The organism is Bradyrhizobium sp. 149, assembly GCF_023073915.1.
Classification (GTDB): Bacteria; Pseudomonadota; Alphaproteobacteria; order Rhizobiales; family Xanthobacteraceae; genus Bradyrhizobium.
This window is the reverse complement of the sequence record NZ_JADPKK010000016.1, coordinates 59,364-84,972: the sequence shown is the minus strand read 5'-3', so window position 1 is coordinate 84,972 and position 25,609 is coordinate 59,364. Positions and strand designations below refer to the sequence as shown.

The window sequence follows — 25,609 nt, the reverse complement described above, 5'->3', positions numbered from 1 at the left end:
CTTGGAAACGGGGGCTGCGCGAAATTCGTTATCCAGCCATTGCGGATGTGGCCGCTCCTATAAGACAAGCCGGAGCGTTTGTCACCCGTCTGTCTTGTTTTTTGGCGTTTTTTGGCGTCCGGCCCGATTCGGGGCCTTGCTCGGGATCTGGGCCCACAAATCCGGCCGCCGGGCCGCCGTCAGGGCCTCGGATTCCGCCCGCCGCCAGCTGGCGACCTTCGCATGGTCGCCGGAGGTCAGGACCTCGGGGATCGGGGCCCCCTCGAATAGCTGCGGCCGGGTGTATTGGGGGTATTCGAGCAGGCCGTCGGAGAAGCTTTCCTCGGTTCCCGAGGCCTCCTTGCCCATCACGCCCGGCAGCAGCCGGACGCAGGCGTCGATCAGGGCCAGGGCAGCGATTTCACCGCCGGACAGAACATAATCGCCGATCGAGACCTCCTCCAGCCCCCGGGCATCGATCACCCGCTGGTCCACCCCCTCGAACCGCCCGCAGACGATCAGGGGACCCGGACCCTTGGCCAGTTCCAGGACGCGGGCCTGGGTCAATGGCCGACCCCTGGGGCTCATCAGCAGTTTCGGCCGATCCTGATCACTTTTCGCGGCATCGATGGCCGCCGCCAAAACATCGGCCCGTAGCACCATGCCCGGCCCGCCGCCGGCCGGGGTGTCATCGACGCTGCGGTGGCGGTCGGTGGCCGAGGCGCGGATGTCCCGCGCCTCCAGTTCCCACAGCCCGGACGCCAGCGCCCGGCCCGCCAGGCTCACGCCCAGCGGTCCCGGGAACATCTCCGGAAACAGCGTCAGCACCGTCGCGCGCCAGGGTGGGGGATTGGTCATTGGTCCTAAGAAATCCGTCGTCCCGGCGAAGGCCGTGACCCATAGCCACCGCAGTTCGTTTTGCGATGATCGGCGCTACCAGCTTAACCAAAACTACGCGTAGTGGTTATGGGCCCCGTCCCGAGGAGGGACCTTCGTCCTTGTCGTCGCCCTCGATCTCCTGCGGCAGCGCGATCACGACGCGGCCGCCGGCAAGATCGACCTCTGGCACCACCGCGTCCGTGAACGGCAGCAGCAGCGTGGTGCCTTTGGGCGGAGTGATCTCGATGATGTCGCCCGCGCCGAAATTATGGATCGCGAGCACGCGGCCGAGCGCATCGCCCGCCGTGGTGACGGCAGCGAGCCCAATCAGATCGGTGTGGTAATATTCGCCCTCGTCCGTCGCGGGCAGCTTTTCGCGCGCGACGTAGAGCTCGATGCCGTTGAGCCGTTCGGCCTCGTCGCGGGTCGTGACGCCCTTGAACGTCGCAACCAGATGATCCCTGGCCTCACGCGCCTGCGCGACCTCGAACTGGCGCTTGCCGTCCTTGGACGAGAGCAGACCGTAGCGCTGCACGGCAAAGGGATCTTCAGTGAAAGTCCACAGCTTGACCGCGCCGCGCACACCATGCGCGGCGCCGATCCGCGCGACGCAGACCAGCGCCGGCATGATCTGGCCTTAACCCTTCGCGGCGGCTTCGGCCTGCGCCTTGCGCTCCTTGCGCGGCACGGCCTTCTCCGGATTGTTGCGCACTTCGCGCTTCTTGACGCCGGCCGCGTCGAGGAACCGCGACACACGGTCGGACGGCTGTGCGCCCTTGGCGAGCCAGGCCTTCACCTTGTCCATGTCGAGCTTCAGCCGGGTCTCGTTGTCCTTCGGCAGCAGCGGGTTGAAATAGCCGAGACGCTCGATGAAGCGGCCATCGCGGGGAAAGCGCGAATCGGCGACGACGACATGATAGACGGGGCGCTTCTTGGTGCCTGCGCGGGCGAGGCGGATAACGACGGACATCTTGGTTCTCCTTAAAAGTACAGTTTGTTCGGTTGATTGGTATTTTCGCGCCGCGCGGGACACCTACGACCCGCGCGACGAATTCCTCATTTCTTCTTGCCGGGGAACCCGCCGAGCCCCGGAAGCATCGGCTTGCCGCTCAGCCCGGTCAGGCCGGGAACGTTCGGCAGGCCGGTGCGCAGACCCGCCGGCAAATCCTTCGGCAGGCTGGGCAGACCTTGTCCGCCGCCACCTTGCATCTTCTCCTGCAGCGCCTTCATCTCTTCCGGCGAAGGCGGCTTCATGCCGCCGCCAAAGCCCATTGCCTGCGCGATACCGGCGAGCGGACCGCGCTTGCCCGAGCCCATCGCCTTCATCATGTCGGCCATGTTCCGGTGCATCTTGAGCAGCTTGTTGACCTGCTCGACGCTCTGGCCGGAACCTGCGGCGATGCGCTTCTTGCGGCTGGCCTTGAGCAAATCGGGATGACGGCGCTCGTCGCGCGTCATGGAATCGATCACCGCGACCTGGCGCTTCAAGATCTTGTCGTCGATGCCGGCGGCCGCGATCTGGTTCTTCATCTTGGCGATGCCGGGCATCATGCCCATCAGGCCGCTGATGCCGCCCATATTGGCCATCTGCAACAGCTGCTCGCGCATGTCGTTGAGGTCGAACTGGCCCTTGCGCATCCGCTCGGCGGTGCGCGCGGCCTTTTCGGCATCGATGTTGGCGGCAGCGCGTTCGACCAGCGAGACCACGTCGCCCATGCCGAGGATGCGTCCGGCGATACGGTCGGGATGGAAATCCTCCAGCGCATCGGTCTTTTCACCGGTGCCGAGTAGCTTGATCGGCTTGCCCGTGACGGCGCGCATCGACAGCGCGGCGCCGCCGCGGCCGTCGCCGTCCACACGCGTGAGCACGATGCCGGTGAGGCCGACGCGCTCGTCGAAGGCGCGGGCGAGGTTGACGGCGTCCTGGCCGGTGAGACTGTCTGCCACCAGCAGCACTTCATGCGGATTGGCGGCGGCTTTGATCGCTGCTGCTTCCGCCATCATCTCTTCGTCGAGCGTGGTGCGGCCGGCGGTGTCGAGCAGCACGACGTCGTAGCCGCCGAGCTTGCCGGCCTCCAGCGCGCGCTTCGCGATCTGAGCCGGCTGCTGGCCGGCGACGATCGGCAGCGTCGGAATGTCGAGGTCGCGGCCCAGTACGGCCAGCTGCTCCATCGCCGCGGGACGGTAGATGTCGAGCGAGGCCATCAGCACCTTGCGCTTGTCGCGCTGGACCATGCGACGGGCGAGCTTTGCGGTGGTGGTGGTTTTGCCGGAGCCTTGCAGACCGACCATCATGATCGGAACCGGCGGCACGGAATTGATGTCGATGGTCTGGCTTTCGGCGCCGAGGGTGTTGATCAGCTCGTCATGGACGATCTTGACCACCATCTGGCCCGGCGTCACCGACTTGACGACGGTGGCGCCGATTGCCTGCTCGCGGACCCGCTCGGTGAAGCTGCGCACCACTTCGAGCGCGACGTCGGCCTCCAGCAGCGCGCGGCGCACCTCGCGCATCGCGGCGTCGACGTCCTTTTCGGTCAGCGCACCGCGCCCCGTCAGACGATCGAGAATGCCGCCAAGCCGTTCCGACAGATTGTCGAACAATGCACTTGCCCTTTTTCACCTCTCCCGCATGCGCGGGGGAGGGAGCAGAAATCCAAACACCTTCACGCCCGAGGGCGCACAGCGCTGTCGGGCGTTGGCCTCTGGCCTCCGGGGCCAGTGGGCGGGTCGAAAAGAAAGCCTTTCCGAGAAAGTGGCGGGGTTAAACGCCGCCGACGCCCAAAAGTCAAGGAAAGTTCGGGGGGCTGGGCACCATTACCGACGCAAGCCACTGAAAACATGGCCCTTTCGGCCGCGGGTTCCTTTTCCTCCCGCCCAGCCCATATGACAGGGTTAATGCGCCACCCCTCCGACCAACCCTGAAGCCCGCCTTTGCCGATCACCCGCCGCCGCCTTTTCGGACTGCTCGCCGGGGCCGGCGCTTTGGTCGGCGTGCCCTCCCTTTGGATGTCCCGCATGAAAACCTATGACGGCCCGGTCTCCGACCATTTCGACGGCCTGAACTTCTTCGATCCGGACGGCGCGCCGCCAAAATCGCTTCGCGAGGTCCTGCGCTGGCAGTTTGGCGGCAAACGGCAGCGGGCGACCTGGCCGGATTGGGCGCCGAGTCCCCATGCCGACACCCCGCCGGACCGCGTCGATGGCAACAAGGTACGGCTCTCTTTCGTCGGCCACGCCAGCTGGTTGATCCAGACCGGCGGCGTCAACATCCTCGTCGATCCCGTCTGGTCGATGCGGGTCTCGCCCGTCAGCTTCGCCGGCCCGAAGCGGCACAACGACCCCGGCATCGCCTTCGACAAGCTCCCGAAGATCGATGCCGTGCTGGTCTCGCACGGACATTACGACCATCTCGACATGCCGACGCTGTCGCGGCTGGCCAAGAATTTTGGCCCGCGCGTGGTGACCCCGCTCGGCAACGACGTCACGATGCGCAGCACCGATCCGACGATCAAGGCGGAAGCGTTCGACTGGCACGATCGCGTCGAGCTCGGCGGCGGCATCGCCGCGACCCTGGTGCCGACGCGGCACTGGTCGGCGCGCGGCATGTTCGATCGCAACAAGGCGCTGTGGGCGAGCTTCGTGCTGGAGACGCCGGCGGGCAAGGTCTACGTGGTCTGCGATTCCGGCTACGGCGACGGCACGCATTTCCGCCGCGTCGCCGAGAAGCACGGGCCATTGCGTCTCGCGATCCTCCCGATCGGCGCCTACGAGCCGCGCTGGTTCATGCGCGATCAGCACATGAACCCGGAAGACGCGGTGAAGGCGCTAGGGGATTGCGGCGCGCAAGCCGCGCTCGGGCATCACCACGGCACGTTCCAGCTGACCGACGAGGCGATCGATGCGCCGGCCAAGGCACTGGTCGAGGCGCTCGATGCTGCGAAGATTCCGCAGGAGCGATTTGTGGCGATGAGGCCCGGGCAGGTGGTGGAGATTTAGCTCTCTCCGCGCACTCTGCTCGTGCCCCGGACGCAGCGCAGCGTCTCTTCGACGGTGCGCTGCAGAGCCGGGGCCCATGCAGCAGCACGTGCCGTTGGCTTCCTGGGTCCCGGCTCTGCGCAGCAGCGTTGCACGCTGCAGCGCGTCCGGGACACGACACTATTGCTCTTTTGCCTTGATCGCCCAGCTCACATTCACCGTCACCGACAGCGTTTCTTCGCCCGGCGCAACGGCGGCCTGCGGCGCGGCCATGGGAGCTGCGGCCATGCGGCCCTTGAACAGCGGCATCGGGGCGCCGCCCTCGGAGATGCTGAGCGGCGCTCCCAAGGTGACGCCGGTGGCCTTGGCGTAGATCTCCGCCTTGCGGCGGGCGTCTGCGAGCGCCTTCTCGCGGGCATCGTCGAGCAGTCTTGAGGCCTGCGTCACCTCGAAGGAGATGTTGCCGATGTCGTTGGCGCCGGCGCCGACCAGCGTATCGATGATGGCGGCGACTTTGGTGACGTCACGGATCTTCACGGTGACGCGGTTGGATGCGCGGAAGCCGACCACGGGCGAGGCGCCGGTGGATTTGTTCTGGCCGTATTGCGGCTGCAGCGACAGGCGCGAGGTCTGGTAATCCTTCTCGTCAATGCCCGCGCTCTTCAGCGCCAGCAGCACCTTGCCCATCGCGGCGTTGTTGGCGTCGGAGGCTTCCTTCGCCGACTTGGCGTCGTTGCCAACGCCGGCGTCGATCTGCGCGAGATCGGGTGCTGCGGAAACGGTGGCTTCGCCGCTCACCGTAATCGCGGACGGGAAATCGTCGGCGCGCGCGGCCGTTGCCAGCAGCGTAGCGGCGGCAAGGGAAGTAAAAAGGGAAGTAAAAAGGACGGCAGGCTTGTTCATTGGTCTCACTTCAGTGGCACGAACACATTGATCACGAGCTTGTCCTCGGCCGTCTTCAGGGGATCGGTGAGGTATTCCTCGATAAAAGTGTCCTTGGCTTCGAGCTTCTTGTCGTCGAGGTGATTGGTGATCGCCTCATAGGTGTTGTCCATGTTGTCGTAGGAGCCGCGATGGACGAATTTCAGCGCCTTGCCCTCCGGCGATTTACCGACGCTCATGTCCTTGGGCAGTTTCTGCGGATCCTGATCGACCGGGATCTCGGCGAGGAAGGTGAAGCCGGTGTCGTCGGTGGAGGTGTAGACGATCATCGAATTGCCGGCGTGCTTGATACCCTGCTTGTCCAGCAGCGTGTTCAGCGCCTTGAAGGCGTCGATCAGCGTGTCGAAGGCCGAGTCCCAATTGGCGGTGCCCTTGACCATCACGACTTTTTTGGGCTCGAGCGTGGTCTCCTGGCCGAAGGGATCGGCGGTCTGAACGGGAGCCGGCGTCGCGGCGGCAGCGGGTGGCGGTGCAGTCGGGCTCGGTGAGGCGCTGGCTGCGGGCGAGGGCGACGCCGCAGGCGCGGGCGTTGCAGCAGGGGAGGCGCTTGCGGCCGGCGAGGGACTTGTCGAAGAGGGACTTGCCGATGCGGCTGGCGCCGGGCTCGGGGTTTGGGCCAGCGAGGCGGACAGACCAAACGACAGGGCCGCTGCCGGGATCAGCGCGGCCAGAGCAATGCGACAAAAACGACTCATTCTGTTCTCCCCAAGAGCTTATCCGCCAAGGCCTTGCGCCCCGAAGGCCTTCGTCCCCTTGGCCCTAACCCGGCCGCATGTCCCGGATCGCACGAATTTCGCCGTTCTAACACGCGAGCGCCGAATTCGTCCCATGACAGATGCGTCATGGCTATGGGCGGCAAATCACTGGCCAAGCCGGTCAGGATCGCCATATAAGGCAGGCGAAATTCGGGACTTTTCATGAGCGCGCTGGCCAACCACGCATTTGCCAAGATGAACGGCATCGGCAACGAGATCGTTGTTGTCGACATGCGCGATTCCGCCGCGCCGGTCACCCCGGCCGATGCCCGCGCGGTGGCATCGGCGCAAGGCGGCGTGCCCTACGACCAGCTCATGGTGCTGCAGAAGCCGCGCTTCGACGGCACCGAAGCTTTCATCAGCATCTACAACAATGACGGCTCCGAGGCCGGCGCCTGCGGCAACGGCATGCGCTGCGTTGTGCGGCGCCTCTTCGAGAAGACCGGCCAGACCACGGCAACGTTCGAGACGGCCGCGGGCCTGCTCAATGCCTGGCAGGGTCCGGCGCCGGATCTTTATACGGTGGACATGGGCGCGCCGAAGTTCGGCTGGCAGGACATTCCGCTCGACCAGGAATTCCGCGATACCCGCTACATCGAATTGCAGATCGGCCCGATCGACAATCCGATCCTGCATTCGCCCTCGGTGGTCAGCATGGGCAATCCACATGCGATCTTCTGGGTCGACGACGTCAACGCCTACGATCTCGAGCGTTTCGGTCCGCTGCTGGAAAATCATCCGATCTTCCCCGAGCGCGCCAACATCACGCTCGCCCATATCGTCGATCGCGACCACATCACGATCCGCACCTGGGAGCGCGGCGCCGGCCTGACCAGGGCCTGCGGCTCGGCGGCCTGCGCCACGGCCGTCGCGGCGGCGCGGCTGAAGCGCGCCGAGCGCAATGTCGAGATCACGCTGCCCGGCGGCAAGCTCGGGATCGAATGGCGCGAGCGCGACGGTCACGTGCTGATGACGGGCACGGCGACCTTCGAATATGAAGGCCGTTTCGATCCGGCGCTGTTCGCGCCGGTCGGGTAATGGCGGTCGACATCGTCACCTTCGGCTGCCGCCTCAATGCCTTCGAGGCCGAGGTGATCCGCCGCGAGGCCGAAGGCGCGGGGCTCTCCGACACCATCGTCATCAACAGCTGCGCCGTCACCAACGAGGCAGTGGCGCAGGCGCGCCAGTCGATCCGCAAGCTGAAGCGCGAGCGGCCGGGAGCGCGCATCGTCGTCACCGGTTGCGCCGCGCAGACGCAGAGCGGCATGTTCGCTGACATGGCCGAGGTCGATCGCGTCGTCGGCAATGACGACAAGATGCGGTCGTCCGCATGGCGCGAGGCGCGTGCGGCCTTCGATCTCGGTGCGAGCGAAAAAATCGCAGTCAGCGACATCATGGCGGTGAAGGAGATGGCGCCGCATCTCATCGACGGTTTTGCGGGCGGCCTGCCGCGCGTGTTCGTGCAGGTGCAAAACGGCTGCGACCATCGCTGCACCTTCTGCGTCATCCCGTTCGGGCGCGGCAATTCGCGTTCGGTGCCGATGGGCGCCGTGGTCGATCAGGTGCGGGCCTTGGTCGCGCGCGGCCATGCCGAGATCGTGCTGACGGGCGTCGACCTCACCAGTTACGGCTCTGACCTGCCGGGCGCGCCGAAACTCGGCATGCTGACGAAGCAGATCTTGCGGCATGTGCCGGAGCTGAGGCGCCTGCGCATCTCTTCGATCGATTCGATCGAGGCAGACAGCGATCTGCTGGATGCGATCGCCGAGGATTCGCGGCTGATGCCGCATCTGCACCTGTCGCTGCAGTCCGGCGACGATATGATCTTGAAGCGCATGAAGCGCCGGCATTCGCGCAAGGATGCGATCGCGTTCTGCGACCAGGTCCGCCGCCTGCGTCCGGATATCGCGCTGGGTGCCGACATCATTGCGGGCTTTCCGACCGAGACCGAGGCGATGTTCTCGCGCTCGCTCGGCCTGGTCGAGGAGTGCGGCCTGACCTTCTTGCACGTCTTCCCCTATTCGCCGCGCCCCGGCACGCCGGCCGCGCGAATGCCGCAGGTCGTGGGGCCGGTCATCAAGGACCGTGCGAAGCGGCTACGTGCGGCGGGCGAAGCGGCATTGCAGCAGCGGCTGCAAACCGAGATCGGCGCCACGCGTGAGGTGCTGATCGAGAGCGATGGGCAGGGGCGCACGGAGCATTATCTGCCGGTGGCGATTGCGGGCGAAGAGGTGGGAAGGGTCGTGCCGCTGCGGATCCTTAGCAGTGATGGCGCGCGGCTGAGAGCCTAGCCGCCTACAACGCCCGTATCTGCCAGAACCGCAGCGTCCGCCGTGCATTCTCCGGTGTCATGCGGGCGAAATGACCTTGCGTCTTGGCGAGGTCCGCCGGCTTCATGGCGCCCGTCGCAAAGCGGCTTTCGAGCACGGCGGCGGTGGTTTCCCAGCTGAGCTGCGCCGCCTTGCATGGCACCAGCAGGCCGTCGTCGCGCAGGCTTTGCATCAGCGGGCGGATCACTTCGACGGTCGATCCGGACAACGCCGCCAGGGCCGCGACGGTCTCCTCGTAGCGCCGCTGCGTGGCGAAGCCGAGCAGCGTCGCCTCGCTGAGCTGGCCGGCCGCCTTGAGGTTTGCGACGGCGCGCTTGGCACCTTCGAAATCGCGGACACCCGACATCTCGCGCTCGACACCGACGGTGACGGCGGCGATCGCGCTCTGGATCTCCTCGAACAGATGCGGCGGCGCGCGCGACAACAGGCGGGTCCGCACGGCATCCGTCGCCGAGCGCAGCAATTGACGGCGCAGGTCCGAGGGCAAATCGACGCGGACGCCGACGCTGACAGCGAGCTCGGGATCGGCCTCGGCCTGTCCGACGATGACGGCAAATCCGTTTCCGGACACGCGCGCGCCGGGATTGGCGGCGAGCCGCCGGCTGACGCTGGGATAGCGCCGCGCCAGCAATGCATCGCTGACGATCTCCTTCAGCCACCAGCGGCCGGCGATCGCGAGCAGATGCGGCTCGCCCTTGCTCGAGGCGATCTGCACCAGCTCGCCATCGTCGAGGCGCGCGGATTCCTGCAGCACGGGACCGGCGATGCGGATCTCGTCATTGTTGGCGAGTCGGCGAACGACCGATGGCGGCGCCTGCGCGATCGGCGCGAGCTGCGCGCTGATCTCGGCGAGCGCAACGCGCGCGCCCATGTCCGCGATGGCGCGGAGCTCGATGGTGCCGATCAGGCGATCGAGCACGTCGTCGAACAGTGCGATCTGCTCGTCGTCGAAACTGCCGGCGGAGGACAGGAACAGGTCAGTGACGCGGCGGGCGGTTGCCAGGCCCTTTTCCGCGGAGCCTGTCCGAAGCGCGGACTCGACCTCGTCGATGATCGATAACCTGGCCGTGGACATGACGCGCAGCTCGTCCTGAGCAGATTGACGGAAGCTTGTTCTAAGCAACCGCTATCATTAGGGACGAGCACTGAACGTTTCGTAAACCATGCCCCGGGACTGAGCATGGTCGGGCACTATTCTCCGTTCCACCCGCAGGCGCGGAGCCGCTCGTGCATGTGGGGCGGTGCCGGGGCTACGACGCGGACCGGCTCCTTGTTGCGGGAGATCGGCACCACGATCTCGCGGGAATGCAGGTGCAGCTTCGGCTCGCCGAAGCGCGGGCCGTTGCCGTAAATGTTATCGCCGAAAATCGGCCATCCGGTCGCGGCCGAATGCACCCGCAATTGATGGGTCCGCCCGGTCACCGGTTCCATGGCGAGCCAGGTCAGGCCGTTGCCCCGGCCCATCACCTTCCAGGTGGTGACGGCCTTCTGGCCCTCGGGATCCGGTTTCTGCCACCAGCCACGTTCGGCATTGAGCCGGCCGAGTGGCATGTCGATGGTGCCTTCGTCCTCCGTGGGACCGCCCTCGACCAGGGTCCAGTAGGTCTTGCCGATCTTGCCGTGCTTGAACAGCAGGCCGAGCGAGGCGGTCGCCTTGCGATGGCGGCCGAGGATGAGGCAGCCGGAGGTGTCCTTGTCCAGCCGGTGGGCCAGCACCGGCGGCCGCGGCAGGCCGAAACGGAGCGCGTCGAAGGAGGTTTCCAGATTGGCGCCGCCCTTGGGGCCGCGATGCACGGGCAGGCCGGCCGGCTTGTCGATGACCAGCATCAATCCGTCGCGATGGAGCACGCGGCCTAAGATTTCGTCGGCGGTCAATTCGGGAACATCGAGCAATTGCAGGACTTTCGGTCAAGACTTTCGTTTGGGAGCCGGAACGGCTAACACACCGCCACCATGAACGATACCACCCCCGAGACCCCCAAGCTGAGCTGGTGGCGGCGCCTGTCCGACGGGCTGAAGCGCACCTCGTCCTCGCTTGGGACCGCGGTCGCCGACCTCGTCACCAAGCGCAAGCTCGACCGCGCCATGCTCGACGACATCGAGGACGTGCTGCTGCGCGCCGACCTCGGCACCTCGGTCGCGGTGCGGATCGCGGACGCCGTCGGCACGGGGCGCTACGACAAGGCGATCTCGGCGGACGAGGTCAAGGACGTCGTCGCGACCGAGGTCGAGAAGGTGCTGGCAGCGGTGGCAAAACCGCTCGAGATCGATGCCGGCAAGAAGCCCTTCGTCATCCTCGTGGTCGGCGTCAACGGCTCCGGCAAGACCACGACCATCGGAAAACTCTCGCAGAAATTCGCATCCGAAGGTCGCAAGGTGATGCTTGCCGCCGGCGACACGTTTCGCGCCGCAGCGATCGAGCAGCTCAAGGTCTGGGGTGAGCGCACCAGGACGCCGGTCATAGCAGGCGCGCAAGGCTCGGATTCGGCGAGCCTCGCCTTCAACGCGCTCACGGCGGCAAAGGAGCAGGCCACCGACGTGCTCCTGATCGACACCGCCGGGCGGCTTCAGAACAAGGCCGAGCTGATGAACGAGCTCGAAAAAGTCGTGCGCGTCATCCGCAAGGTGGACGACACTGCGCCGCATGCGGTGCTGCTTGTGCTGGACGCCACCGTCGGCCAGAACGCGCTATCGCAGGTCGAGGCCTTCCATCGCACCGCCGGGGTCACCGGTCTCGTGATGACCAAGCTCGACGGCACCGCCCGCGGCGGCATTCTGGTGGCGCTCGCGGAGAAATTCAAACTGCCGGTGCATTTCATCGGCGTCGGCGAAGGCGTCGATGATCTCGCGCCGTTCACCGCGCGTGATTTCGCCCGTGCGATTGCCGGAATCGAAAGCTGAAGAATGGACAAGACCCAGCCACATCCGCTGTTCAAGCTTGCGACCGAGCTCGGCCCGCTGCTCGTGTTCTTCTTCGTGAATGCGAAGTTCAATCTGTTTGCCGCGACCGGCGCCTTCATGGTCGCGATCGTCGCAGCGATGATCGCTTCCTATGTGGTGACGCGGCACATCCCGATCATGGCCATTGTGACCGGCGTGATCGTGCTGGTGTTCGGCACGCTGACGCTGGTGCTGCACGACGAGACCTTCATCAAGCTCAAGCCGACCATCATCTACGCCCTGTTCGCCGTGATCCTCGGCGGCGGCCTGTTGTTCGGCCGCTCCTTCATTGCGGTCATGTTCGACCAGATGTTCAATTTGACGCCGCAGGGCTGGCGTATCCTCACGCTGCGCTGGGCGCTGTTCTTCGCCGGCATGGCGGTGTTGAACGAGATGGTCTGGCGCACCCAGAGCACGGACTTCTGGGTCAACTTCAAGGTGTTCGGCGTCACCCCGTTGACCATGGTCTTCGCCATCGCCCAGATGCCGCTGACCAAGCGCTATCACCTCGAACCGGCGTCGCTGGAAGCGAGCGAGGCCGAGGCGGGGGATGTGCGGAAGGGGTAGGGTTTTCTCCGCTCGTCATTGCGAGCGAAGCGAAGCAATCCAGAATCCCTCCACGGAGACAGTCTGGATTGCTTCGTCGCAAGGGCTCCTCGCAATGACGGTGACTATTTCAACGCCTTCTCCATCTGCGGCAACAACACCGTCCGCAGATTGTCCGGCGTGATCGGCCCCACCAGCTTGTAGACGATGGTGCCTTCGCGGCCGACGACGAAAGTCTCCGGCACGCCGTAGACGCCCCATTCGATCGAGGCGCGGCCGTTGGCATCGACGCCGACGTGGCCGAACGGGTTGCCGTAGCGCCCCAGGAAGCGCCGTGCATTGTCGGCGGCATCCTTGTAGTTGATGCCGACGAGCTGGAAGCGCTTGTCTTTCGCCAATTCGGTCAGGAGCGGCGCCTCGTCGTGGCACGGCACGCACCAGGACGCCCACACATTGACAAGGCTGACCTTGCCCTTGAACGCAGCGGGATCGAGGCCGGGGATCTGCGCGTTGTCCGCCTGCAATCCCTCGAGCGGCGGCAGCATGGTTTGCGGCGCGGGACGTCCGATCAGCGCGGAAGGGATCCGCGAGGGATCGCCGCTGCCGAGCCGGAACCAGAACAGCAGCGCCAAGGCGATGAAGGCGATCAGCGGCAGCACCATCAAGAAGGTGCGGCGTTGCGGCGGAGCGGAGGTCGATTGATCGCTCATGGTGTATCCGTCGCGTTGCGGCCCGAGCGGCGCGTGACGCCACTGCGGTGGAGCTCGCGCAGGCGCCGCGTCTGGCTGCGATAGTCGAGCACGATCCAGCCGATCAGGATTCCGACGACGATGGCGGCCGCGGCATAGGACGTCACGATGAAGGAGGCGTAGGGGCCAAGCGAGATGCTCATGATGTGGCCCCGACCTCTTTCGATGCCCCCACTTCGCCAGAAAACGCTACGCGGCTCGCCTGCATCATCTGCAGGGAGCGGACACGGCGGCGCAAAATCTCGTTGCGCATCGCCGCGATATGCAGCGTGACGAACAGCAGGGTGAACGCAATCGCCATCACCAGCAGCGGAATCAGGAACGATCGATCGAGCGACGAACCGCCCATGCGCATTACCGACGCCGGCTGGTGCAGCGTGTTCCACCAATCGACCGAGAACTTGATGATGGGCAGGTTGATGGCGCCGACCAGCGTCAGCACGGCTGCGGCGCGCGCCGCGCGGGAGGGATCGTCGACCGCGCGCCACAGCGCCATCAGGCCGAGATACATCAGGAACAGGATCAGCACCGAGGTCAGCCGCGCGTCCCACTCCCAATAGGTGCCCCACATCGGCCGGCCCCACAGCGATCCCGTCAGCAGCGCGAGAAAAGTGAAGGCGGCGCCGATGGGAGCTGCGGCTTTGGCGGCGACGTCGGCGAGCGGATGCCGCCACACCAGCGTGCCGAGCGAGGCGAGGCTCATCACGCCCCACACGAACATCGACAGCCAGGCATTGGGCACGTGGATGAACATGATCTTCACCGTCGCGCCCTGCTGATAGTCGTCGGGCGCGGTCGCAGACTGGTAGAGCCCGATCGCGAGCAGGATGATTGTCGCGGCCGCAAGCCACGGCAGTACCCGTGCCGTCAGCGCGAGGAACCGTGTGGGGTTGGCGAGGTCGATCAGCGTCATGGTATCCTGATAATCACCGGGGCCTGCTCACGCAATCAGCACGAATGTCCGCAGCGAAAGTTGATCGGGGTCAAGGTCAATCCAGTCCATGCTTCAGGCTCGCCGCCGCCGCGAACGGGCCGACCACGAGGCTGACCAGCGACAGCGCGCACAGGATCGAGAACGGCGCGCCGAACGTCATGGGTCCGACGATCACCGCCTGCGACGCTGCGACCCCGAAAATCAGCACCGGAATCGACAGCGGCAGCACCAGGACGGCCATCAGCAGCCCGCCGCGATGCAGCGTCACCGCCAGCGCCGCGCCGATCATTCCCGTAAACGTCAGCGCCGGGGTACCGGCGAGCAGCGTCAGCGCCACAGCGCCGGTCGCGACCATGTCGAGGTTGAGCAGCAGGCCGAGCACGGGGGTTGCGACGATCAGCGGCAGGCCGGCGGCCAGCCAATGCGCCAGCGCCTTCGCCGCGCAGGCGAGTTCCAGCGGGGTCCGGCTCATCGTGATCAGGTCGAGCGAGCCGTCCTCGTGGTCGGCCATGAATAGCCGGTCCAGCGTGAGCAGGCTTGCCAGCAGCGCGCCGAGCCACAGGATCGCCGGCCCGAGCCGCGACAGCAGTGCCAGATCCGGCCCCACCGCAAACGGCATCAGCACCACCACGGTCAGGAAGAACAGCACGCCAATCAACGCCCCGCCGCCGACGCGGAGCGCGATCCGGATGTCCCGGCGAATGAGGGCAGACAGGGCGCTCATGAGGGGGCTCCATTGTGCCCCAAGGGCGGTGGGCTCCCTCCGCCGCTTGCGGGGCGGGGTTGGGGAGAGGGTGTCTCGACAACGAAGACTCCCACAGAGGAGAGAACCCTCACCCGGCGCTGCGCGCCGACCTCTCCCGCGCGCGGGAGAGGCGAGGGAGCCCGCGGCGACCGCTGGGTCCCTGCTGTGAGAGCGGAGCTTTGCCGCTCGAAAACCTGAGGGTCGGCCCGTCTCACCCCATCCCCCCGATCCGCAGCTCCCGCGAATCGATCCCGAGCGGGGCGTGGGTGGCGGCGATGATCAGGCCGCCGCGCGCCAAGTGCTCGCGCATCAATCCGGAAAACATGTCCTGGCCGGCGACATCCAGCGCCGAGGTCGGCTCGTCCAGCAGCCAGAGCGGTCGGCGGACGGTCAGCAGGCGGGCCAGCGAGAGCCGGCGGCGCTGGCCGGCGGACAGGAAGGCGGCGGGAAGATGGGCGGCATGATCGAGGCCGACGGTGGCGAGGCTCTCGCCGGCATCCAAACGCTCTCCGCCCAGGAAATCGGCCCAGAATGCCAGGTTTTCCGCCACGCTCAGGGCAGGCTTCAGGGCGTCGCGATGACCGAGATAGTGGCATTGCTCCGGCAGCGTCAGCTCGGCATCGCCTCCGTCCAGCGCGATCGTGCCGCCCGCCGGAATGAGCAGGCCCGCGATCAGCCGCAGCAGCGACGTCTTGCCCGATCCGTTGCGGCCCACGACCGCCACGGCTTCGCCGGCGCCGGCCTCGAAATCGAGCCCGGAAAACACGTGGCGCCCGCCCCGCACGCAAATCACCCCGCGTCCGGAAAGCTGCATTTTGCCTCGTATCAATCCGCTCAAGCCAGGCCTCAGGAAATCTTGGGGTAGCGCATGGGAATTTTTGGCTCGCGAATTGCTGCGGCACGATTGTGGCTGTGGCGGCGCGGTTAGAAAGCTTCTATAAGCCCGGAACTACTTGATGCAGCAACTTAACCTGCCCCTGCAAGCGACTCAGCCTGCCTACGCTGACGGGTTAAAATACCCTGCCGGGTATAACTAACAATTGGGATTTCCTACATGACCTCGCTCGACAGCTTCAAATGCAAAAAGACCCTCAAGGTCGGCGCCAAGACCTATGTCTATTACAGCCTGCCCACGGCCGAGAAGAATGGTCTGAAGGGAATTTCGAAACTCCCCTACTCGATGAAGGTTTTGCTCGAGAACCTGCTCCGTAACGAGGACGGCCGCTCGGTCAAGAAGGAGGACATCGTCGCGGTGTCGAAGTGGCTGCGCAAGAAGTCACTGGAGCATGAGATCGCCTTCCGCCCGGCGCGCGTGCTGATGCAGGATTTTACCGGTGTGCCGGCCGTGGTTGATCTCGCCGCGATGCGCAACGCGATGCAGAAGCTCGGCGGCGACGCCGAGAAGATCAATCCGCTGGTGCCGGTCGATCTCGTCATCGACCACTCCGTGATCGTGAACTTCTTCGGTGACAACAAGGCTTTCGGCAAGAACGTCACCGAGGAGTACAAGCAGAACCAGGAGCGCTACGAGTTCCTGAAGTGGGGCCAGAAGGCGTTCTCGAACTTCTCCGTCGTGCCGCCCGGCACCGGCATCTGCCATCAGGTCAATCTCGAATATCTCTCCCAGACGGTCTGGACCAAGAAGGAGAAGATGACGGTCGGCAAGAAGACCGGCACCTTCGAGGTCGCCTATCCCGACTCGCTGGTCGGCACCGATTCCCACACCACCATGGTCAACGGTCTCGCCGTGCTCGGCTGGGGCGTCGGCGGCATCGAGGCGGAAGCCTGCATGCTCGGTCAGCCGTTGTCGATGCTGCTGCCCAACGTCGTCGGCTTTAAGCTGAAGGGCGCGATGAAGGAAGGCGTCACCGCGACCGACCTCGTGCTGACAGTCACGCAGATGCTGCGCAAGCTCGGCGTCGTCGGCAAGTTCGTCGAGTTCTTCGGCCCCGGGCTTGACCATCTCTCCGTCGCCGACAAGGCAACCATCGCCAACATGGCGCCCGAATACGGCGCGACCTGCGGCTTCTTCCCGGTCGATGCCGCCGCGCTCGATTATCTCAAGACCTCCGGCCGCGCCTCGGCGCGGGTCGCGCTGGTGCAGGCCTATGCGAAGGCGCAAGGGCTGTTCCGCACCGCCAAGTCGGCCGATCCGGTGTTCACGGAGACCCTGACGCTCGACCTCGGTGACGTCGTGCCATCAATGGCCGGTCCGAAGCGCCCGGAAGGCCGCATCGCGCTGCCGTCCGTGGCCGAGGGCTTCTCGCTCGCCCTCGCCAGTGAATACAAGAAGGCCGAGGAACCAGGGAAGCGCTTTGCCGTCGACGGCAAGAACTTCGACATCGGCCATGGCGACGTCGTGATCGCAGCGATCACCTCCTGCACCAACACTTCGAACCCGAGCGTGCTGATCGGCGCCGGTCTTCTGGCGCGTAACGCCGCCGCGAAGGGCCTCAAGGCAAAGCCGTGGGTGAAGACCTCGCTCGCCCCGGGCAGCCAGGTGGTGGCAGCCTATCTCGCCGATTCCGGTCTGCAGGCCGATCTCGACAAGGTCGGCTTCAACCTGGTCGGCTTCGGCTGCACCACTTGCATCGGCAATTCCGGTCCGCTGCCCGAGGAGATCTCCAAGTCGATCAACGACAACGGTATCGTCGCGGCTGCCGTGCTCTCCGGTAATCGCAACTTCGAAGGCCGCGTCTCGCCGGACGTGCAGGCGAACTATCTCGCCTCGCCGCCGCTCGTGGTCGCCCACGCGCTCGCGGGCACCGTCACCAAGAACCTCGCCCTCGAGCCGCTCGGTGAAGGCAAGGACGGCAAGCCGGTCTACCTGAAGGACATCTGGCCGACGACAAAGGAGATCAACGCCTTCATGAAGAAGTTCGTGACCGCGTCGATCTTCAAGAAGAAGTATGCCGACGTGTTCAAGGGCGACACCAACTGGCGCAAGATCAAGACGGTCGAGAGCGAGACCTATCGCTGGAACATGAGCTCGACCTATGTGCAGAACCCGCCCTATTTCGAAGGCATGAAGAAGGAGCCGGAGCCGGTCACCGACATCGTCGAGGCACGCATCCTCGCCATGTTCGGTGACAAGATCACCACCGACCACATCTCGCCGGCCGGTTCGATCAAGCTCACCTCGCCCGCGGGCAAATATCTCAGCGAGCACCAGGTGCGTCCGGCCGACTTCAACCAGTACGGCACGCGGCGCGGCAACCACGAAGTCATGATGCGCGGCACCTTCGCCAACATTCGCATCAAGAACTTCATGCTGAAGGGCGCCGACGGCAATATTCCGGAAGGCGGCCTCACCAAGCACTGGCCCGACGGCGAGCAGATGTCGATCTACGACGCCGCGATGAAGTACCAGCAGGAGCAGGTGCCGCTGGTGGTGTTCGCGGGCGCCGAATACGGCAACGGCTCCTCGCGCGACTGGGCCGCGAAGGGCACGCGTCTGCTCGGCGTGCGCGCCGTGATCTGCCAGAGCTTCGAGCGCATTCACCGCTCCAATCTGGTCGGCATGGGCGTGCTGCCGCTGACCTTCGAGGATGGCACCTCCTGGTCGTCGCTCGGTCTGAAGGGCGACGAGAAGGTCACGTTGCGCGGCCTCATCGGCGACCTGAAGCCGCGCCAGAAGCTGACCGCGGAGATCGTCTCCGGCGACGGTTCGCTGCAGCGCGTTTCGCTGCTCTGCCGCATCGATACGCTGGACGAACTCGAATACTACCGCAATGGCGGCATCCTGCATTACGTGCTGCGCAAGCTCGCGGCGTAAGCGCGGATTTGTGAACAATGGCTCACTGCGAAGTGAGTAGTAGGTTACACGAAGGCGGCCTATCACAAGGCCGCCTTCGCGCGTTTGCGGCAGGCTTCAGATGGGCCGGTCCGGCAGAGAACCTCGACTTGGCGGTTTTCTGGAACGGACGAATGTGTGAGCCCCGTAAGACTACGGTGACCATCCGGCGGTAAGATTTCCCCCTCTCACGAGCAATGGTGTGCGGCGTTCGACATGACAACAATGACGGCTTCTCATCTGGTTTCGCGTTGGTCCGGTGCCCTCTGGTCGGGAGCACTTGGTCTCTGTGCGATCGTCGCCGTCATTCGTCCTGCCGAGGCTGATCCCCGCGCCGTTGTCGAATTGTTTACCTCGCAAGGCTGCTCCTCCTGCCCGCCGGCCGACAAGATCATCGGCGACCTCTCCAGCGATCCCTCGATCATCGCGCTGAGCATGCCCATCGACTATTGGGATTATCTCGGCTGGAAGGACACATTGGCCGATTCGCGCTTCTCTGCACGGCAGCGTGCCTATTCGCGCATGCGCGGCGACCGCGAAGTCTACACGCCGCAGGTCGTGGTCAATGGCTCCACGCATGTCATCGGCAGCGACCGCACCGGCATCGAAAATGCGATCGGCAGGACCGACAAGGGCACGGGCGTGATGAGCGTGCCGGTGACGATGTCGCTCGCGGGCAAGCAGATCAACGTCTCGGTGGCCGCGAGCAAGGAGCCGACGGCTTCGCATGGCGAAGTCTGGATCTGCTCCATCGCGAAATCGGTGCCGATCGCGATCAGCCGCGGCGAGAATCGCGGACAGCAGGTCATCTATCACAACGTGGTGCGCAACCTGCTCAAGGTCGGCGACTGGACCGGCCGTCCGGAAAGCTGGACGGTGCCGCTCGAGAACCTCACGCGCGAGGGCGTCGACGGCGCTGTGGTCTATGTCCAGGACGGCAGCCGCGAAAAGCCGGGCCCGATGCTGGGCGCGGCGTACACCTCGCTGCACTGATTCGATTCTCTCTCTAAGAGTCGTACTCGCTCTCAACCCTCATGGTGAGGAGCGCGCCCTTGCGCGCGTGGCGGACGATGCTGCGCATCGCCGCGAGAACCATGCAGGCCCGGCTGATGCAGCCCGGCCTCGATCCTTCGAGACGCCGCGAAGAACGCGGCTCCTCAGGATCAGGGGAGAAAGTTTGCGCGGTGGTGGGGAGGAGTTCGTCGGGCAGAAACATCCCGACACAAACAAACCCTACGCAACAAAAAAGGACCAACTTGCGTTGGCCCTCCTTGTCGTGCGAACAGACCCGATCCTGACGACCCCGGGGGGCTGGGGGCTGAGGAATCCGGAACCGAAAGGACCGGGTCAACGCACATAGGTCTTTTCGCAATGCAGGGCGGCAGTCGCTTGGCAGAAAAGCGGCGACACTATGATTCCTGCTAACGATCCCGTGACGGTTTGCCGCGACAGAGTTCCACCGCTGCGTGTGCGGATTTGAGCCGGGTTCCATGAGTCCTTTCGAGGGCCCTTGCGGTGGGGAACAGTTGGCGCGATCATGCAACTGTCATGATCCGCGGTTCCGGGGACGGTCTTCGCGGACGCGGTCATGCTGATGCGACAGGAGGCGGGCTATGAGTCTGTCGGAGGATGCCGATCCGAGCGAACAGCGCGCGGCGGCGCGCCCAGCCGCTGCGAATGCGCAACTAGGCCGGGTGACGTTCAACCGGCTCGAGTTGCACCGTATTCTCAATCTCTACGGCCGTATGGTCGCTGACGGCGAGTGGCGCGACTACGCCATCGATTTCCTGAGGGATCGTGCCGTGTTCTCGGTCTATCGCCGCGCCTCGGAAGTGCCGATCTATCGTATCGAGAAGGATCCGCGCCTCGCGCGCAAGCAGGGCATGTACAGCGTGATCTCGGCGACGGGTCTTATCCTGCGTCGCGGCCACGAACTCGAGCGCGTGCTCTTGGTGATCGATCGCAAGTTGGCGGTGGTCTGACCGCGGTTTCGCTAGCGACCCTACTTCTCCGGCACCGTACCCGCGCCCTCGCCGAGCTCGCGCTGCATCATCACCGTGTCCAGCCAGCGGCCGAATTTCAGCCCGACGCTGGGATGCGTGCCGATCATCCTGAAGCCGCCCTTGGTGTGCACGCCGATTGAGCCGGCGTTCGCGGAATCGCCGATCACCGCGATCATCTGGCGGAAGCCGCGTGCCTCGCATTCGATGATCAGCCGCTCCAGCAGCAACAGGCCGACGCCGCGGCGGTGGAAGAACGGGTCGAGATAGATCGAGTTCTCGACCGTGAAGCGGTAGGCCGGCCGCGGCCGGTAGGCGCCGGCATAGGCATAACCGGCCACGCGGCCGTCGAGGATGGCGACGAAATAGGGATAGCCGCCATCGACCAGCGTGCGGTAGCGGCGCGTCATCTCGGCAAGGTCGGGCGGCTCCAGCTCGAAGGTCGCGGTGCCCTCGCGGACGGCCTGCTGGTAGATGGCCGTGATGGCGGGAAGGTCGGCCTCAAGGGTGGGCCTGATTTCGGGTGCGGACATAGGTCAAAGATAGCAGGGGCGCTGCGATGAGCAACGCTGTTCCCGCATACGTCATGCCCGGGACAAGCCCCGGCGTGACGTAAAGGCTCAAACAAAAGCCCCGGCCTTTCGGCCGGGGCTCGTGTCGTTCGCTCTGGGCTGGCGCTTAGTCGCGCTGGCCGAGGAGCTGCAGGAGCAGCGTGAACAGGTTGATGAAGTTCAGGTACAGCGACAGCGCGCCGGTGATGGCCGCGCGCTCTGCGATGTCACCGCCGGCCGAGGCGTAGCCGTAGATGTAGTCGTTCTTCAGCCGCTGGGTATCCCAGGCGGTGAGGCCCGCGAACACCAGCACGCCGACCACCGACACGACGAACTGCAGCACCGAGCTTGCCAGGAACAAATTCACCAGGCTCGCGATGATGATGCCGATCAGGCCCATGAACAGGAACGATCCCATTCCGGTCAGATCACGCTTGGTGGTGTAGCCGTAGAGGCTGAGCGCGCCAAAGGTGGCCGCGGTGATGAAGAACACCCGCACGATCGAGGTGTGCGTGAACACCAGGAAGATCGAGGACAGCGAGATGCCCATCAGCGCTGCGAATACCCAGAACAGGATCTGGGCGGTCGAGGGCGCGAGACGGTTGATGCCTGCCGAGATCACGAACACCATCGCGAGCGGCGCGAGCATGAACAGCCATTTCAGGGGGCTGACGAACATCGCGTAGCCGAACGGCGTCAGGAACAGCTTGCCGACGCGGACGGCTTCCGGGGTCGGAACGTCAGTCACGGCCGCCATGTAGACGCCGAGCGCGGCGAGGCCGGTGATGGCGAGGCCAATGCTCATGTAGTTGTAGATGCGCAGCATGTAGGCGCGCAGGCCGGCGTCGACCGTCGCGGCGTCAACACGCCCGGCGGCCCTGCCGAAAGGAGAAGCGTAGTTACGGTCTAGGTCCGACATGGTCGAATTCCCGTTGGTTGGTCCGGTCCGGCATGAGGGTCGCCATGCCGCCGGTTCGTCAAACTCTATCTCGGATACCGATGTCTGCCGACTAAATTTTGGCTAACAATCGGGGCTCCGAACCCATTCGATATGTGGGAAACTAACACATTCGCCGCAACCGTCCACGCGCGGCTGAATGTCGCCCTTACCTGCAATCCAGACGAGCGGACGTGGTTAATCGCTGGAATCGTGCGATTCCGACACGCCGCAGCGGCCCGCTACCATTTGTCACAAATTCCGCAACACCGTGGCGGGCTTTTTGTTCAAGGCCAGGAGCGTGCCGGCGAGCCCGAGCCCGACCGTGACGACCAGCGCGGCCGCGACGACGCCGGCGGCGCTGCCGGCCTGCCAGACGAAAGTGAGGGTCATCAGCCGGGTCACGATCATCCAGGCCGCGACGCTGCCGGCGAAAACACCGAACAAAGCGGTGGCGAGTCCGATCAGGAGGTATTCGAGCGCATAGGCGCCGAGCAGCCGCAGCCGGGTCGCGCCCAGGGTCTTGAGGATCACCGCATCGTAGACCCGGTGGCGATGGCCGGCGGCCAGCGCCCCGCCGAGCACCAGGATCGCCGAGATCAGGGTCACCGCGCTGGCGCCGCGGATTGCCAGCGCAAGGTTGGTCACGACCGAGCCGACCGTCTCCATCACCTCGCGTACGCGTACGCTCGTCACCATCGGATAGGCGTCAGCGACCTCTTTGATGATCTTGCCGTCGCCGGTCGCATCGCTTCCGGCTTCCGTCAGCGTCGCGATGTGGGTATGCGGCGCGCCCTTGAAGGCGTTGGGCGAGAACACGAGGACGAAGTTGATGCCGAGCCCCTGCCAGTCGATGCTGCGCAGATTGCTGATCTTCGCGGGGATGTCGCGGCCGAGGATATTGACCACGACCTCGTCGCCGAGCTTGAGGCCGAGCCCGTCCGCGATCTTCTTCTCCATCGAAACCAGTGGCGGGCCGGTATAATCGGCGCTCCACCACTCGCCCTCGACCACCTTGGAGCCTTTCGGCAGCTCGGCGGTATAGGTCAAGCCACGGTCGCTCTGCAGCACCCACTCGGAATCGGTGCTGGGCTTGAGCTCCTCGGCGCGGACGCCACGGGCTCCCACGATGCGCCCGCGCAACATCGGCACGTCCTCGACCTTCGCGCCGGGGGCGAGCTGGCGCAGATATGAGTCGAACTGCTCGGCCTGCGTGCTCGGAATGTCGATGAAGAAGAACGATGGCGCGTGCTCGGGCAGTGCCGCCAGGAACTGCCGGCGTAGATTGCCGTCGATCTGGGTAATGGTGACGAGCACCGCGAGTCCGAGCCCGAGCGACAGCACGACGGAGGGCGTCAGCGCGCCCGGCCGGTGAATGTTGGCAATCGCGAGTCGCAGCATCGGCCACCGCGTGCGCGGCAGCCGCCGTGCGATCGTCATCAGCAGGGCGGCAATGCCGCGGAGTAGCGCGAACACGACGACGGAGGAGGCCACGAACACCGCGGCGATGCGCTTGTCGAAGGACAACCCAATCACGACCGCAATGAGCAGCGCGACCACGACAGCCATGAAAACGAGGTAGCTCCAGCGTGGCCGGTGCCATTCGTTGCTGATGGTGTCGCGGAACAGTGCGGCCACCGGCACGTCGTGCACGCGCCCGAGCGGCCACAGACCGAAGGCAAGCGCAGTGAGCAGCCCGTAGACGAACGACAGCGCGAGCTCGTCGGCATGCACCGCCGGCACCACCGGCAGCGGCAGCAGCTTGCCGAACAGGCCGACGATCGCGAACGGCATGGCGGCGCCGAGCGCAAGGCCGATCACCGAGCCGATCGCGGCGAGCAGGAGAACCTGCGCGAGATAGATGCCGAAGACGTCGCGCCCCGTGGCGCCGACGGCCTTGAACGCCGCGATCACCTCGAGCTTGTGGTCGATATGGGCCTTGACGGCATTGGCGACGCCGACGCCGCCCACCAGCAGCGCGGCGAGGCCGACCAGCGTCAAAAACTGCGTGAAGCGGTTGATGTTGCGCTCGAGCTGCGGCGAGGCATTGGAGCGGCTGCGGACCTCCCAGCCGGCCTGCGGCGCGGCGTTGCGCGCATCCGCGATGAAGGCGTCGGTGGCGCGCTCGCTATTTGCGATCTCCGGCAGCTTCACCCGGTAGACCCAGCGCACCAGGCTGCCGGGCTGGATCAGGCCGGTGGCACGCAGGCCCGCCTCGCTGATCAGGAAGCGCGGGCCGAAGCCGATGCCGCCGGCGAGCTTGTCGGGCTCGGCTTCGACGGCACTGCGGATCTGGAACGTCGCAGACCCGATGGTGACGCGGTCGCCGGTCTTGAGCGAGAGCCGCGCCAGCAGCGTCGGATCGGCGGCCGCGCCGAACGCGCCATCGCGTTCCGCGAGCAGGTCGGACATCGGCAGCGGCGGCGCCAGCGTCAATTGGCCCAGCATCGGATAGGTGTCGTCGACCGCCTTCATCTCGACCAGCGCCAGCTTGCCATCGGCCGAGCGCGCCATGCCGCGCAGCGTGGCGGCGCTTGAGACGGTGCCGCGCGAACGCAGGAAGGCGACTTCCTCCGGCTTTGCCTCGCGCTGAAACAGGACGAACGACACGTCGCCGCCGAGCAGCGTGCGGCCCTCGCGAGCGAGGCCGTCGCTCAGGCTGGCCGAAACCGAGCCGACACCGGCAATGGCCATCACGCCGAGCGCGATGCAGGCGATGAAGACGTAGAAACCGCGCAGGCCGCCGCGCAATTCGCGCAGCGCGTAGCGCAGCGACAGCGCGACGCCGTTGGGCCTCCCGAACGGTTCGGCAGCAGCGCTCATGCCGGCGTCGACTGCGTGTCGATGCGCCCGGAGCGCAGGCGGATCACGCGATCGCAGCGATGCGCCAGCGAGGAATCGTGCGTGACCAGCACCAGCGTCATGCCGCGCTCGGCATGCTTGCTGAACAGGAGGTCGACGATCTGTTGTCCCGTGGCTTCGTCGAGATTGCCGGTCGGCTCGTCGGCAACGAGGATCGCGGGATCGGGCGCCAGCGCGCGGGCGAGCGCGACGCGCTGCTGCTCGCCGCCGGACAGCTGCGTCGGATAATGATGCAGACGGTCGCCGAGCCCGACCGACTGCAGTTCCTGCGCCGCGCGCTTGGCGGCGTCGGGATTGCCGGCGAGCTCGAGCGGCACGGCGACGTTCTCCAGCGCCGTCATGGTCGGAATCAAATGGAAGGACTGGAAGACGATGCCGACCTGGCGGCCGCGGAAGCGGGCCAGCGCGTCCTCGTCGAGGGCATTGAAAGGCGTGCCGCTGACCACCACCTCTCCGCTATCAGGACGCTCCAGCCCCGCCATCACCATCAGCAGCGTGGATTTGCCCGAGCCTGACGGGCCGATCAGGCCAATCGTCTCGCTCCGGCCGACGCGCAAGCTGATATCCTTGAGAATGTGAACGCGTGCCGCGCCCGTACCCAATGACAGATTGACGTTGGAGATGGCGATGGTATCCGCCGAGCTGTCGGCGAGCGAAGAGGAAGAGATGCGAGTGTCCATGGTCCGGTC

At 65.5% G+C, this 25,609-nt stretch carries 25 protein-coding genes; 8 read left to right on the top strand and 17 right to left on the bottom strand.

All coding sequences use genetic code 11. The features are described from left to right. Window positions 1-81: 81 nt before the first annotated feature. The 4 genes from trmD to ffh form a co-directional block, all read right to left on the bottom strand. Window positions 82-837 (bottom strand): tRNA (guanosine(37)-N1)-methyltransferase TrmD, encoded by a 756-nt coding sequence (trmD, locus tag IVA88_RS10575; protein WP_247497228.1) that lies wholly within the window; start codon window positions 835-837, stop codon window positions 82-84. A gap of 106 nt (window positions 838-943) precedes the next feature. Then, window positions 944-1,486 (bottom strand): ribosome maturation factor RimM, encoded by a 543-nt coding sequence (gene rimM, locus IVA88_RS10570; RefSeq protein WP_247497227.1) that lies wholly within the window; start codon window positions 1,484-1,486, stop codon window positions 944-946. A 9-nt stretch (window positions 1,487-1,495) separates the two neighbouring features. After that, entirely contained in the window at window positions 1,496-1,828 is a 333-nt protein-coding gene (rpsP, locus tag IVA88_RS10565) for a 30S ribosomal protein S16 (RefSeq protein WP_007598827.1), read from the bottom strand. 86 nt (window positions 1,829-1,914) lie between these two features. After that, entirely contained in the window at window positions 1,915-3,462 is a 1,548-nt protein-coding gene (gene ffh, locus IVA88_RS10560; RefSeq protein ID WP_247497226.1) for a signal recognition particle protein, read from the bottom strand. A 330-nt stretch (window positions 3,463-3,792) separates the two neighbouring features. Here ffh and IVA88_RS10555 point away from each other — a divergent pair, with 330 nt between their 5' ends. Beyond that, window positions 3,793-4,857 carry an MBL fold metallo-hydrolase gene (locus tag IVA88_RS10555; RefSeq protein WP_247497225.1) on the top strand — a complete coding sequence of 355 codons (1,065 nt, stop codon included), beginning with the start codon at window positions 3,793-3,795 and terminating at the stop codon, window positions 4,855-4,857. Window positions 4,858-5,016: 159 nt separating this feature from the next. Here the strand turns inward: IVA88_RS10555 and IVA88_RS10550 are convergent, their stop codons facing one another. After that, window positions 5,017-5,739, bottom strand: coding sequence for an SIMPL domain-containing protein (locus IVA88_RS10550; RefSeq protein ID WP_247497224.1), 723 nt, complete (start codon window positions 5,737-5,739; stop codon window positions 5,017-5,019). A 5-nt stretch (window positions 5,740-5,744) separates the two neighbouring features. Continuing rightward, on the bottom strand, window positions 5,745-6,473 hold the full coding sequence (locus IVA88_RS10545; protein WP_247497223.1) for a GyrI-like domain-containing protein: 729 nt from the start codon (window positions 6,471-6,473) through the stop codon (window positions 5,745-5,747). 222 nt (window positions 6,474-6,695) lie between these two features. Between IVA88_RS10545 and dapF the strand changes: the two genes are divergently transcribed. Then, window positions 6,696-7,571, top strand: a complete 876-nt coding sequence (gene dapF / locus IVA88_RS10540) for a diaminopimelate epimerase (RefSeq protein WP_247497222.1) — start codon at window positions 6,696-6,698, stop codon at window positions 7,569-7,571. After that, a complete protein-coding gene (mtaB, locus tag IVA88_RS10535) occupies window positions 7,571-8,824 on the top strand; it encodes a tRNA (N(6)-L-threonylcarbamoyladenosine(37)-C(2))-methylthiotransferase MtaB (RefSeq protein WP_247497221.1) in 1,254 nt (417 codons plus the stop codon). The genes dapF and mtaB overlap by 1 nt, the downstream gene beginning before the upstream one ends. Window positions 8,825-8,828: 4 nt before the next feature. Here the strand turns inward: mtaB and IVA88_RS10530 are convergent, their stop codons facing one another. Beyond that, on the bottom strand, window positions 8,829-9,938 hold the full coding sequence (locus tag IVA88_RS10530; protein ID WP_247497220.1) for a DUF2336 domain-containing protein: 1,110 nt from the start codon (window positions 9,936-9,938) through the stop codon (window positions 8,829-8,831). Window positions 9,939-10,054: 116 nt separating this feature from the next. Further along, entirely contained in the window at window positions 10,055-10,756 is a 702-nt protein-coding gene (locus IVA88_RS10525; protein WP_247497219.1) for an RNA pseudouridine synthase, read from the bottom strand. Window positions 10,757-10,816: 60 nt separating this feature from the next. Here IVA88_RS10525 and ftsY point away from each other — a divergent pair, with 60 nt between their 5' ends. After that, window positions 10,817-11,764: a signal recognition particle-docking protein FtsY gene (gene ftsY, locus IVA88_RS10520; RefSeq protein WP_247497218.1), complete on the top strand. Its 948-nt coding sequence runs from the start codon at window positions 10,817-10,819 to the stop codon at window positions 11,762-11,764. Window positions 11,765-11,767: 3 nt separating this feature from the next. Then, window positions 11,768-12,370: a septation protein A gene (locus IVA88_RS10515; protein ID WP_247497217.1), complete on the top strand. Its 603-nt coding sequence runs from the start codon at window positions 11,768-11,770 to the stop codon at window positions 12,368-12,370. A gap of 104 nt (window positions 12,371-12,474) precedes the next feature. Here IVA88_RS10515 and IVA88_RS10510 read toward each other — a convergent pair whose 3' ends face one another. From IVA88_RS10510 to ccmA, 5 genes are all read right to left on the bottom strand, one after another. After that, complete coding sequence (locus IVA88_RS10510) at window positions 12,475-13,059, bottom strand: DsbE family thiol:disulfide interchange protein (RefSeq protein WP_247497216.1); 585 nt, start codon at window positions 13,057-13,059, stop codon at window positions 12,475-12,477. Further along, on the bottom strand, window positions 13,056-13,241 hold the full coding sequence (gene ccmD / locus IVA88_RS10505) for a heme exporter protein CcmD (protein ID WP_247497215.1): 186 nt from the start codon (window positions 13,239-13,241) through the stop codon (window positions 13,056-13,058). Before ccmD ends, IVA88_RS10510 begins: the two co-directional genes overlap by 4 nt. Further along, window positions 13,238-14,011 carry a heme ABC transporter permease gene (locus tag IVA88_RS10500; protein ID WP_247497214.1) on the bottom strand — a complete coding sequence of 258 codons (774 nt, stop codon included), beginning with the start codon at window positions 14,009-14,011 and terminating at the stop codon, window positions 13,238-13,240. The genes ccmD and IVA88_RS10500 overlap by 4 nt, the downstream gene beginning before the upstream one ends. Window positions 14,012-14,087: 76 nt before the next feature. Further along, window positions 14,088-14,756 carry a heme exporter protein CcmB gene (ccmB, locus tag IVA88_RS10495; RefSeq protein ID WP_247497213.1) on the bottom strand — a complete coding sequence of 223 codons (669 nt, stop codon included), beginning with the start codon at window positions 14,754-14,756 and terminating at the stop codon, window positions 14,088-14,090. Between the two features lie 232 nt (window positions 14,757-14,988). Continuing rightward, window positions 14,989-15,591: a heme ABC exporter ATP-binding protein CcmA gene (gene ccmA, locus IVA88_RS10490; RefSeq protein ID WP_247497212.1), complete on the bottom strand. Its 603-nt coding sequence runs from the start codon at window positions 15,589-15,591 to the stop codon at window positions 14,989-14,991. Window positions 15,592-15,831: 240 nt separating this feature from the next. Between ccmA and acnA the strand changes: the two genes are divergently transcribed. The 3 genes from acnA (at window position 15,832) to IVA88_RS10475 (ending at window position 20,552) form a co-directional block, all read left to right on the top strand. Further along, a complete protein-coding gene (acnA, locus tag IVA88_RS10485) occupies window positions 15,832-18,552 on the top strand; it encodes an aconitate hydratase AcnA (RefSeq protein ID WP_247497211.1) in 2,721 nt (906 codons plus the stop codon). A gap of 234 nt (window positions 18,553-18,786) precedes the next feature. Then, window positions 18,787-19,563, top strand: a complete 777-nt coding sequence (locus tag IVA88_RS10480) for a DUF1223 domain-containing protein (protein WP_247497210.1) — start codon at window positions 18,787-18,789, stop codon at window positions 19,561-19,563. Between the two features lie 620 nt (window positions 19,564-20,183). Next, window positions 20,184-20,552 (top strand): DUF2794 domain-containing protein, encoded by a 369-nt coding sequence (locus IVA88_RS10475; RefSeq protein WP_247497209.1) that lies wholly within the window; start codon window positions 20,184-20,186, stop codon window positions 20,550-20,552. A gap of 20 nt (window positions 20,553-20,572) precedes the next feature. Here the strand turns inward: IVA88_RS10475 and IVA88_RS10470 are convergent, their stop codons facing one another. From IVA88_RS10470 to IVA88_RS10455, 4 genes are all read right to left on the bottom strand, one after another. Continuing rightward, window positions 20,573-21,103: a GNAT family N-acetyltransferase gene (locus tag IVA88_RS10470; protein ID WP_247497208.1), complete on the bottom strand. Its 531-nt coding sequence runs from the start codon at window positions 21,101-21,103 to the stop codon at window positions 20,573-20,575. Window positions 21,104-21,248: 145 nt separating this feature from the next. Further along, a complete protein-coding gene (locus IVA88_RS10465) occupies window positions 21,249-22,040 on the bottom strand; it encodes a Bax inhibitor-1/YccA family protein (protein ID WP_247497207.1) in 792 nt (263 codons plus the stop codon). Window positions 22,041-22,310: 270 nt separating this feature from the next. Then, a complete protein-coding gene (locus IVA88_RS10460) occupies window positions 22,311-24,881 on the bottom strand; it encodes an FtsX-like permease family protein (protein ID WP_247497206.1) in 2,571 nt (856 codons plus the stop codon). Then, complete coding sequence (locus IVA88_RS10455) at window positions 24,878-25,600, bottom strand: ABC transporter ATP-binding protein (RefSeq protein ID WP_247497205.1); 723 nt, start codon at window positions 25,598-25,600, stop codon at window positions 24,878-24,880. Before IVA88_RS10455 ends, IVA88_RS10460 begins: the two co-directional genes overlap by 4 nt. Between the last annotated feature and the right edge of the window lie 9 nt (window positions 25,601-25,609).

Coding starts and splice junctions, on each gene's coding strand:
- rpsP (WP_007598827.1), bottom strand. CDS start 1,828: ATGTCCGTCGTTATCCGCCTCGCCCGCGCAGGCACCAAGAAGCGCCCC.
- ccmB (WP_247497213.1), bottom strand. CDS start 14,756: ATGAGCGCCCTGTCTGCCCTCATTCGCCGGGACATCCGGATCGCGCTC.
- ccmD (WP_247497215.1), bottom strand. CDS start 13,241: ATGAGCATCTCGCTTGGCCCCTACGCCTCCTTCATCGTGACGTCCTAT.
- IVA88_RS10545 (WP_247497223.1), bottom strand. CDS start 6,473: ATGAGTCGTTTTTGTCGCATTGCTCTGGCCGCGCTGATCCCGGCAGCG.
- IVA88_RS10475 (WP_247497209.1), top strand. CDS start 20,184: ATGAGTCTGTCGGAGGATGCCGATCCGAGCGAACAGCGCGCGGCGGCG.
- dapF (WP_247497222.1), top strand. CDS start 6,696: ATGAGCGCGCTGGCCAACCACGCATTTGCCAAGATGAACGGCATCGGC.
- IVA88_RS10470 (WP_247497208.1), bottom strand. CDS start 21,103: ATGTCCGCACCCGAAATCAGGCCCACCCTTGAGGCCGACCTTCCCGCC.
- mtaB (WP_247497221.1), top strand. CDS start 7,571: ATGGCGGTCGACATCGTCACCTTCGGCTGCCGCCTCAATGCCTTCGAG.
- trmD (WP_247497228.1), bottom strand. CDS start 837: ATGACCAATCCCCCACCCTGGCGCGCGACGGTGCTGACGCTGTTTCCG.
- IVA88_RS10515 (WP_247497217.1), top strand. CDS start 11,768: ATGGACAAGACCCAGCCACATCCGCTGTTCAAGCTTGCGACCGAGCTC.
- IVA88_RS10510 (WP_247497216.1), bottom strand. CDS start 13,059: ATGAGCGATCAATCGACCTCCGCTCCGCCGCAACGCCGCACCTTCTTG.
- IVA88_RS10530 (WP_247497220.1), bottom strand. CDS start 9,938: ATGTCCACGGCCAGGTTATCGATCATCGACGAGGTCGAGTCCGCGCTT.
- IVA88_RS10455 (WP_247497205.1), bottom strand. CDS start 25,600: ATGGACACTCGCATCTCTTCCTCTTCGCTCGCCGACAGCTCGGCGGAT.
- IVA88_RS10465 (WP_247497207.1), bottom strand. CDS start 22,040: ATGTCGGACCTAGACCGTAACTACGCTTCTCCTTTCGGCAGGGCCGCC.
- rimM (WP_247497227.1), bottom strand. CDS start 1,486: ATGCCGGCGCTGGTCTGCGTCGCGCGGATCGGCGCCGCGCATGGTGTG.
- IVA88_RS10460 (WP_247497206.1), bottom strand. CDS start 24,881: ATGAGCGCTGCTGCCGAACCGTTCGGGAGGCCCAACGGCGTCGCGCTG.
- IVA88_RS10500 (WP_247497214.1), bottom strand. CDS start 14,011: ATGACGCTGATCGACCTCGCCAACCCCACACGGTTCCTCGCGCTGACG.
- ftsY (WP_247497218.1), top strand. CDS start 10,817: ATGAACGATACCACCCCCGAGACCCCCAAGCTGAGCTGGTGGCGGCGC.
- IVA88_RS10480 (WP_247497210.1), top strand. CDS start 18,787: ATGACAACAATGACGGCTTCTCATCTGGTTTCGCGTTGGTCCGGTGCC.
- IVA88_RS10550 (WP_247497224.1), bottom strand. CDS start 5,739: ATGAACAAGCCTGCCGTCCTTTTTACTTCCCTTTTTACTTCCCTTGCC.
- ccmA (WP_247497212.1), bottom strand. CDS start 15,591: ATGCAGCTTTCCGGACGCGGGGTGATTTGCGTGCGGGGCGGGCGCCAC.
- acnA (WP_247497211.1), top strand. CDS start 15,832: ATGACCTCGCTCGACAGCTTCAAATGCAAAAAGACCCTCAAGGTCGGC.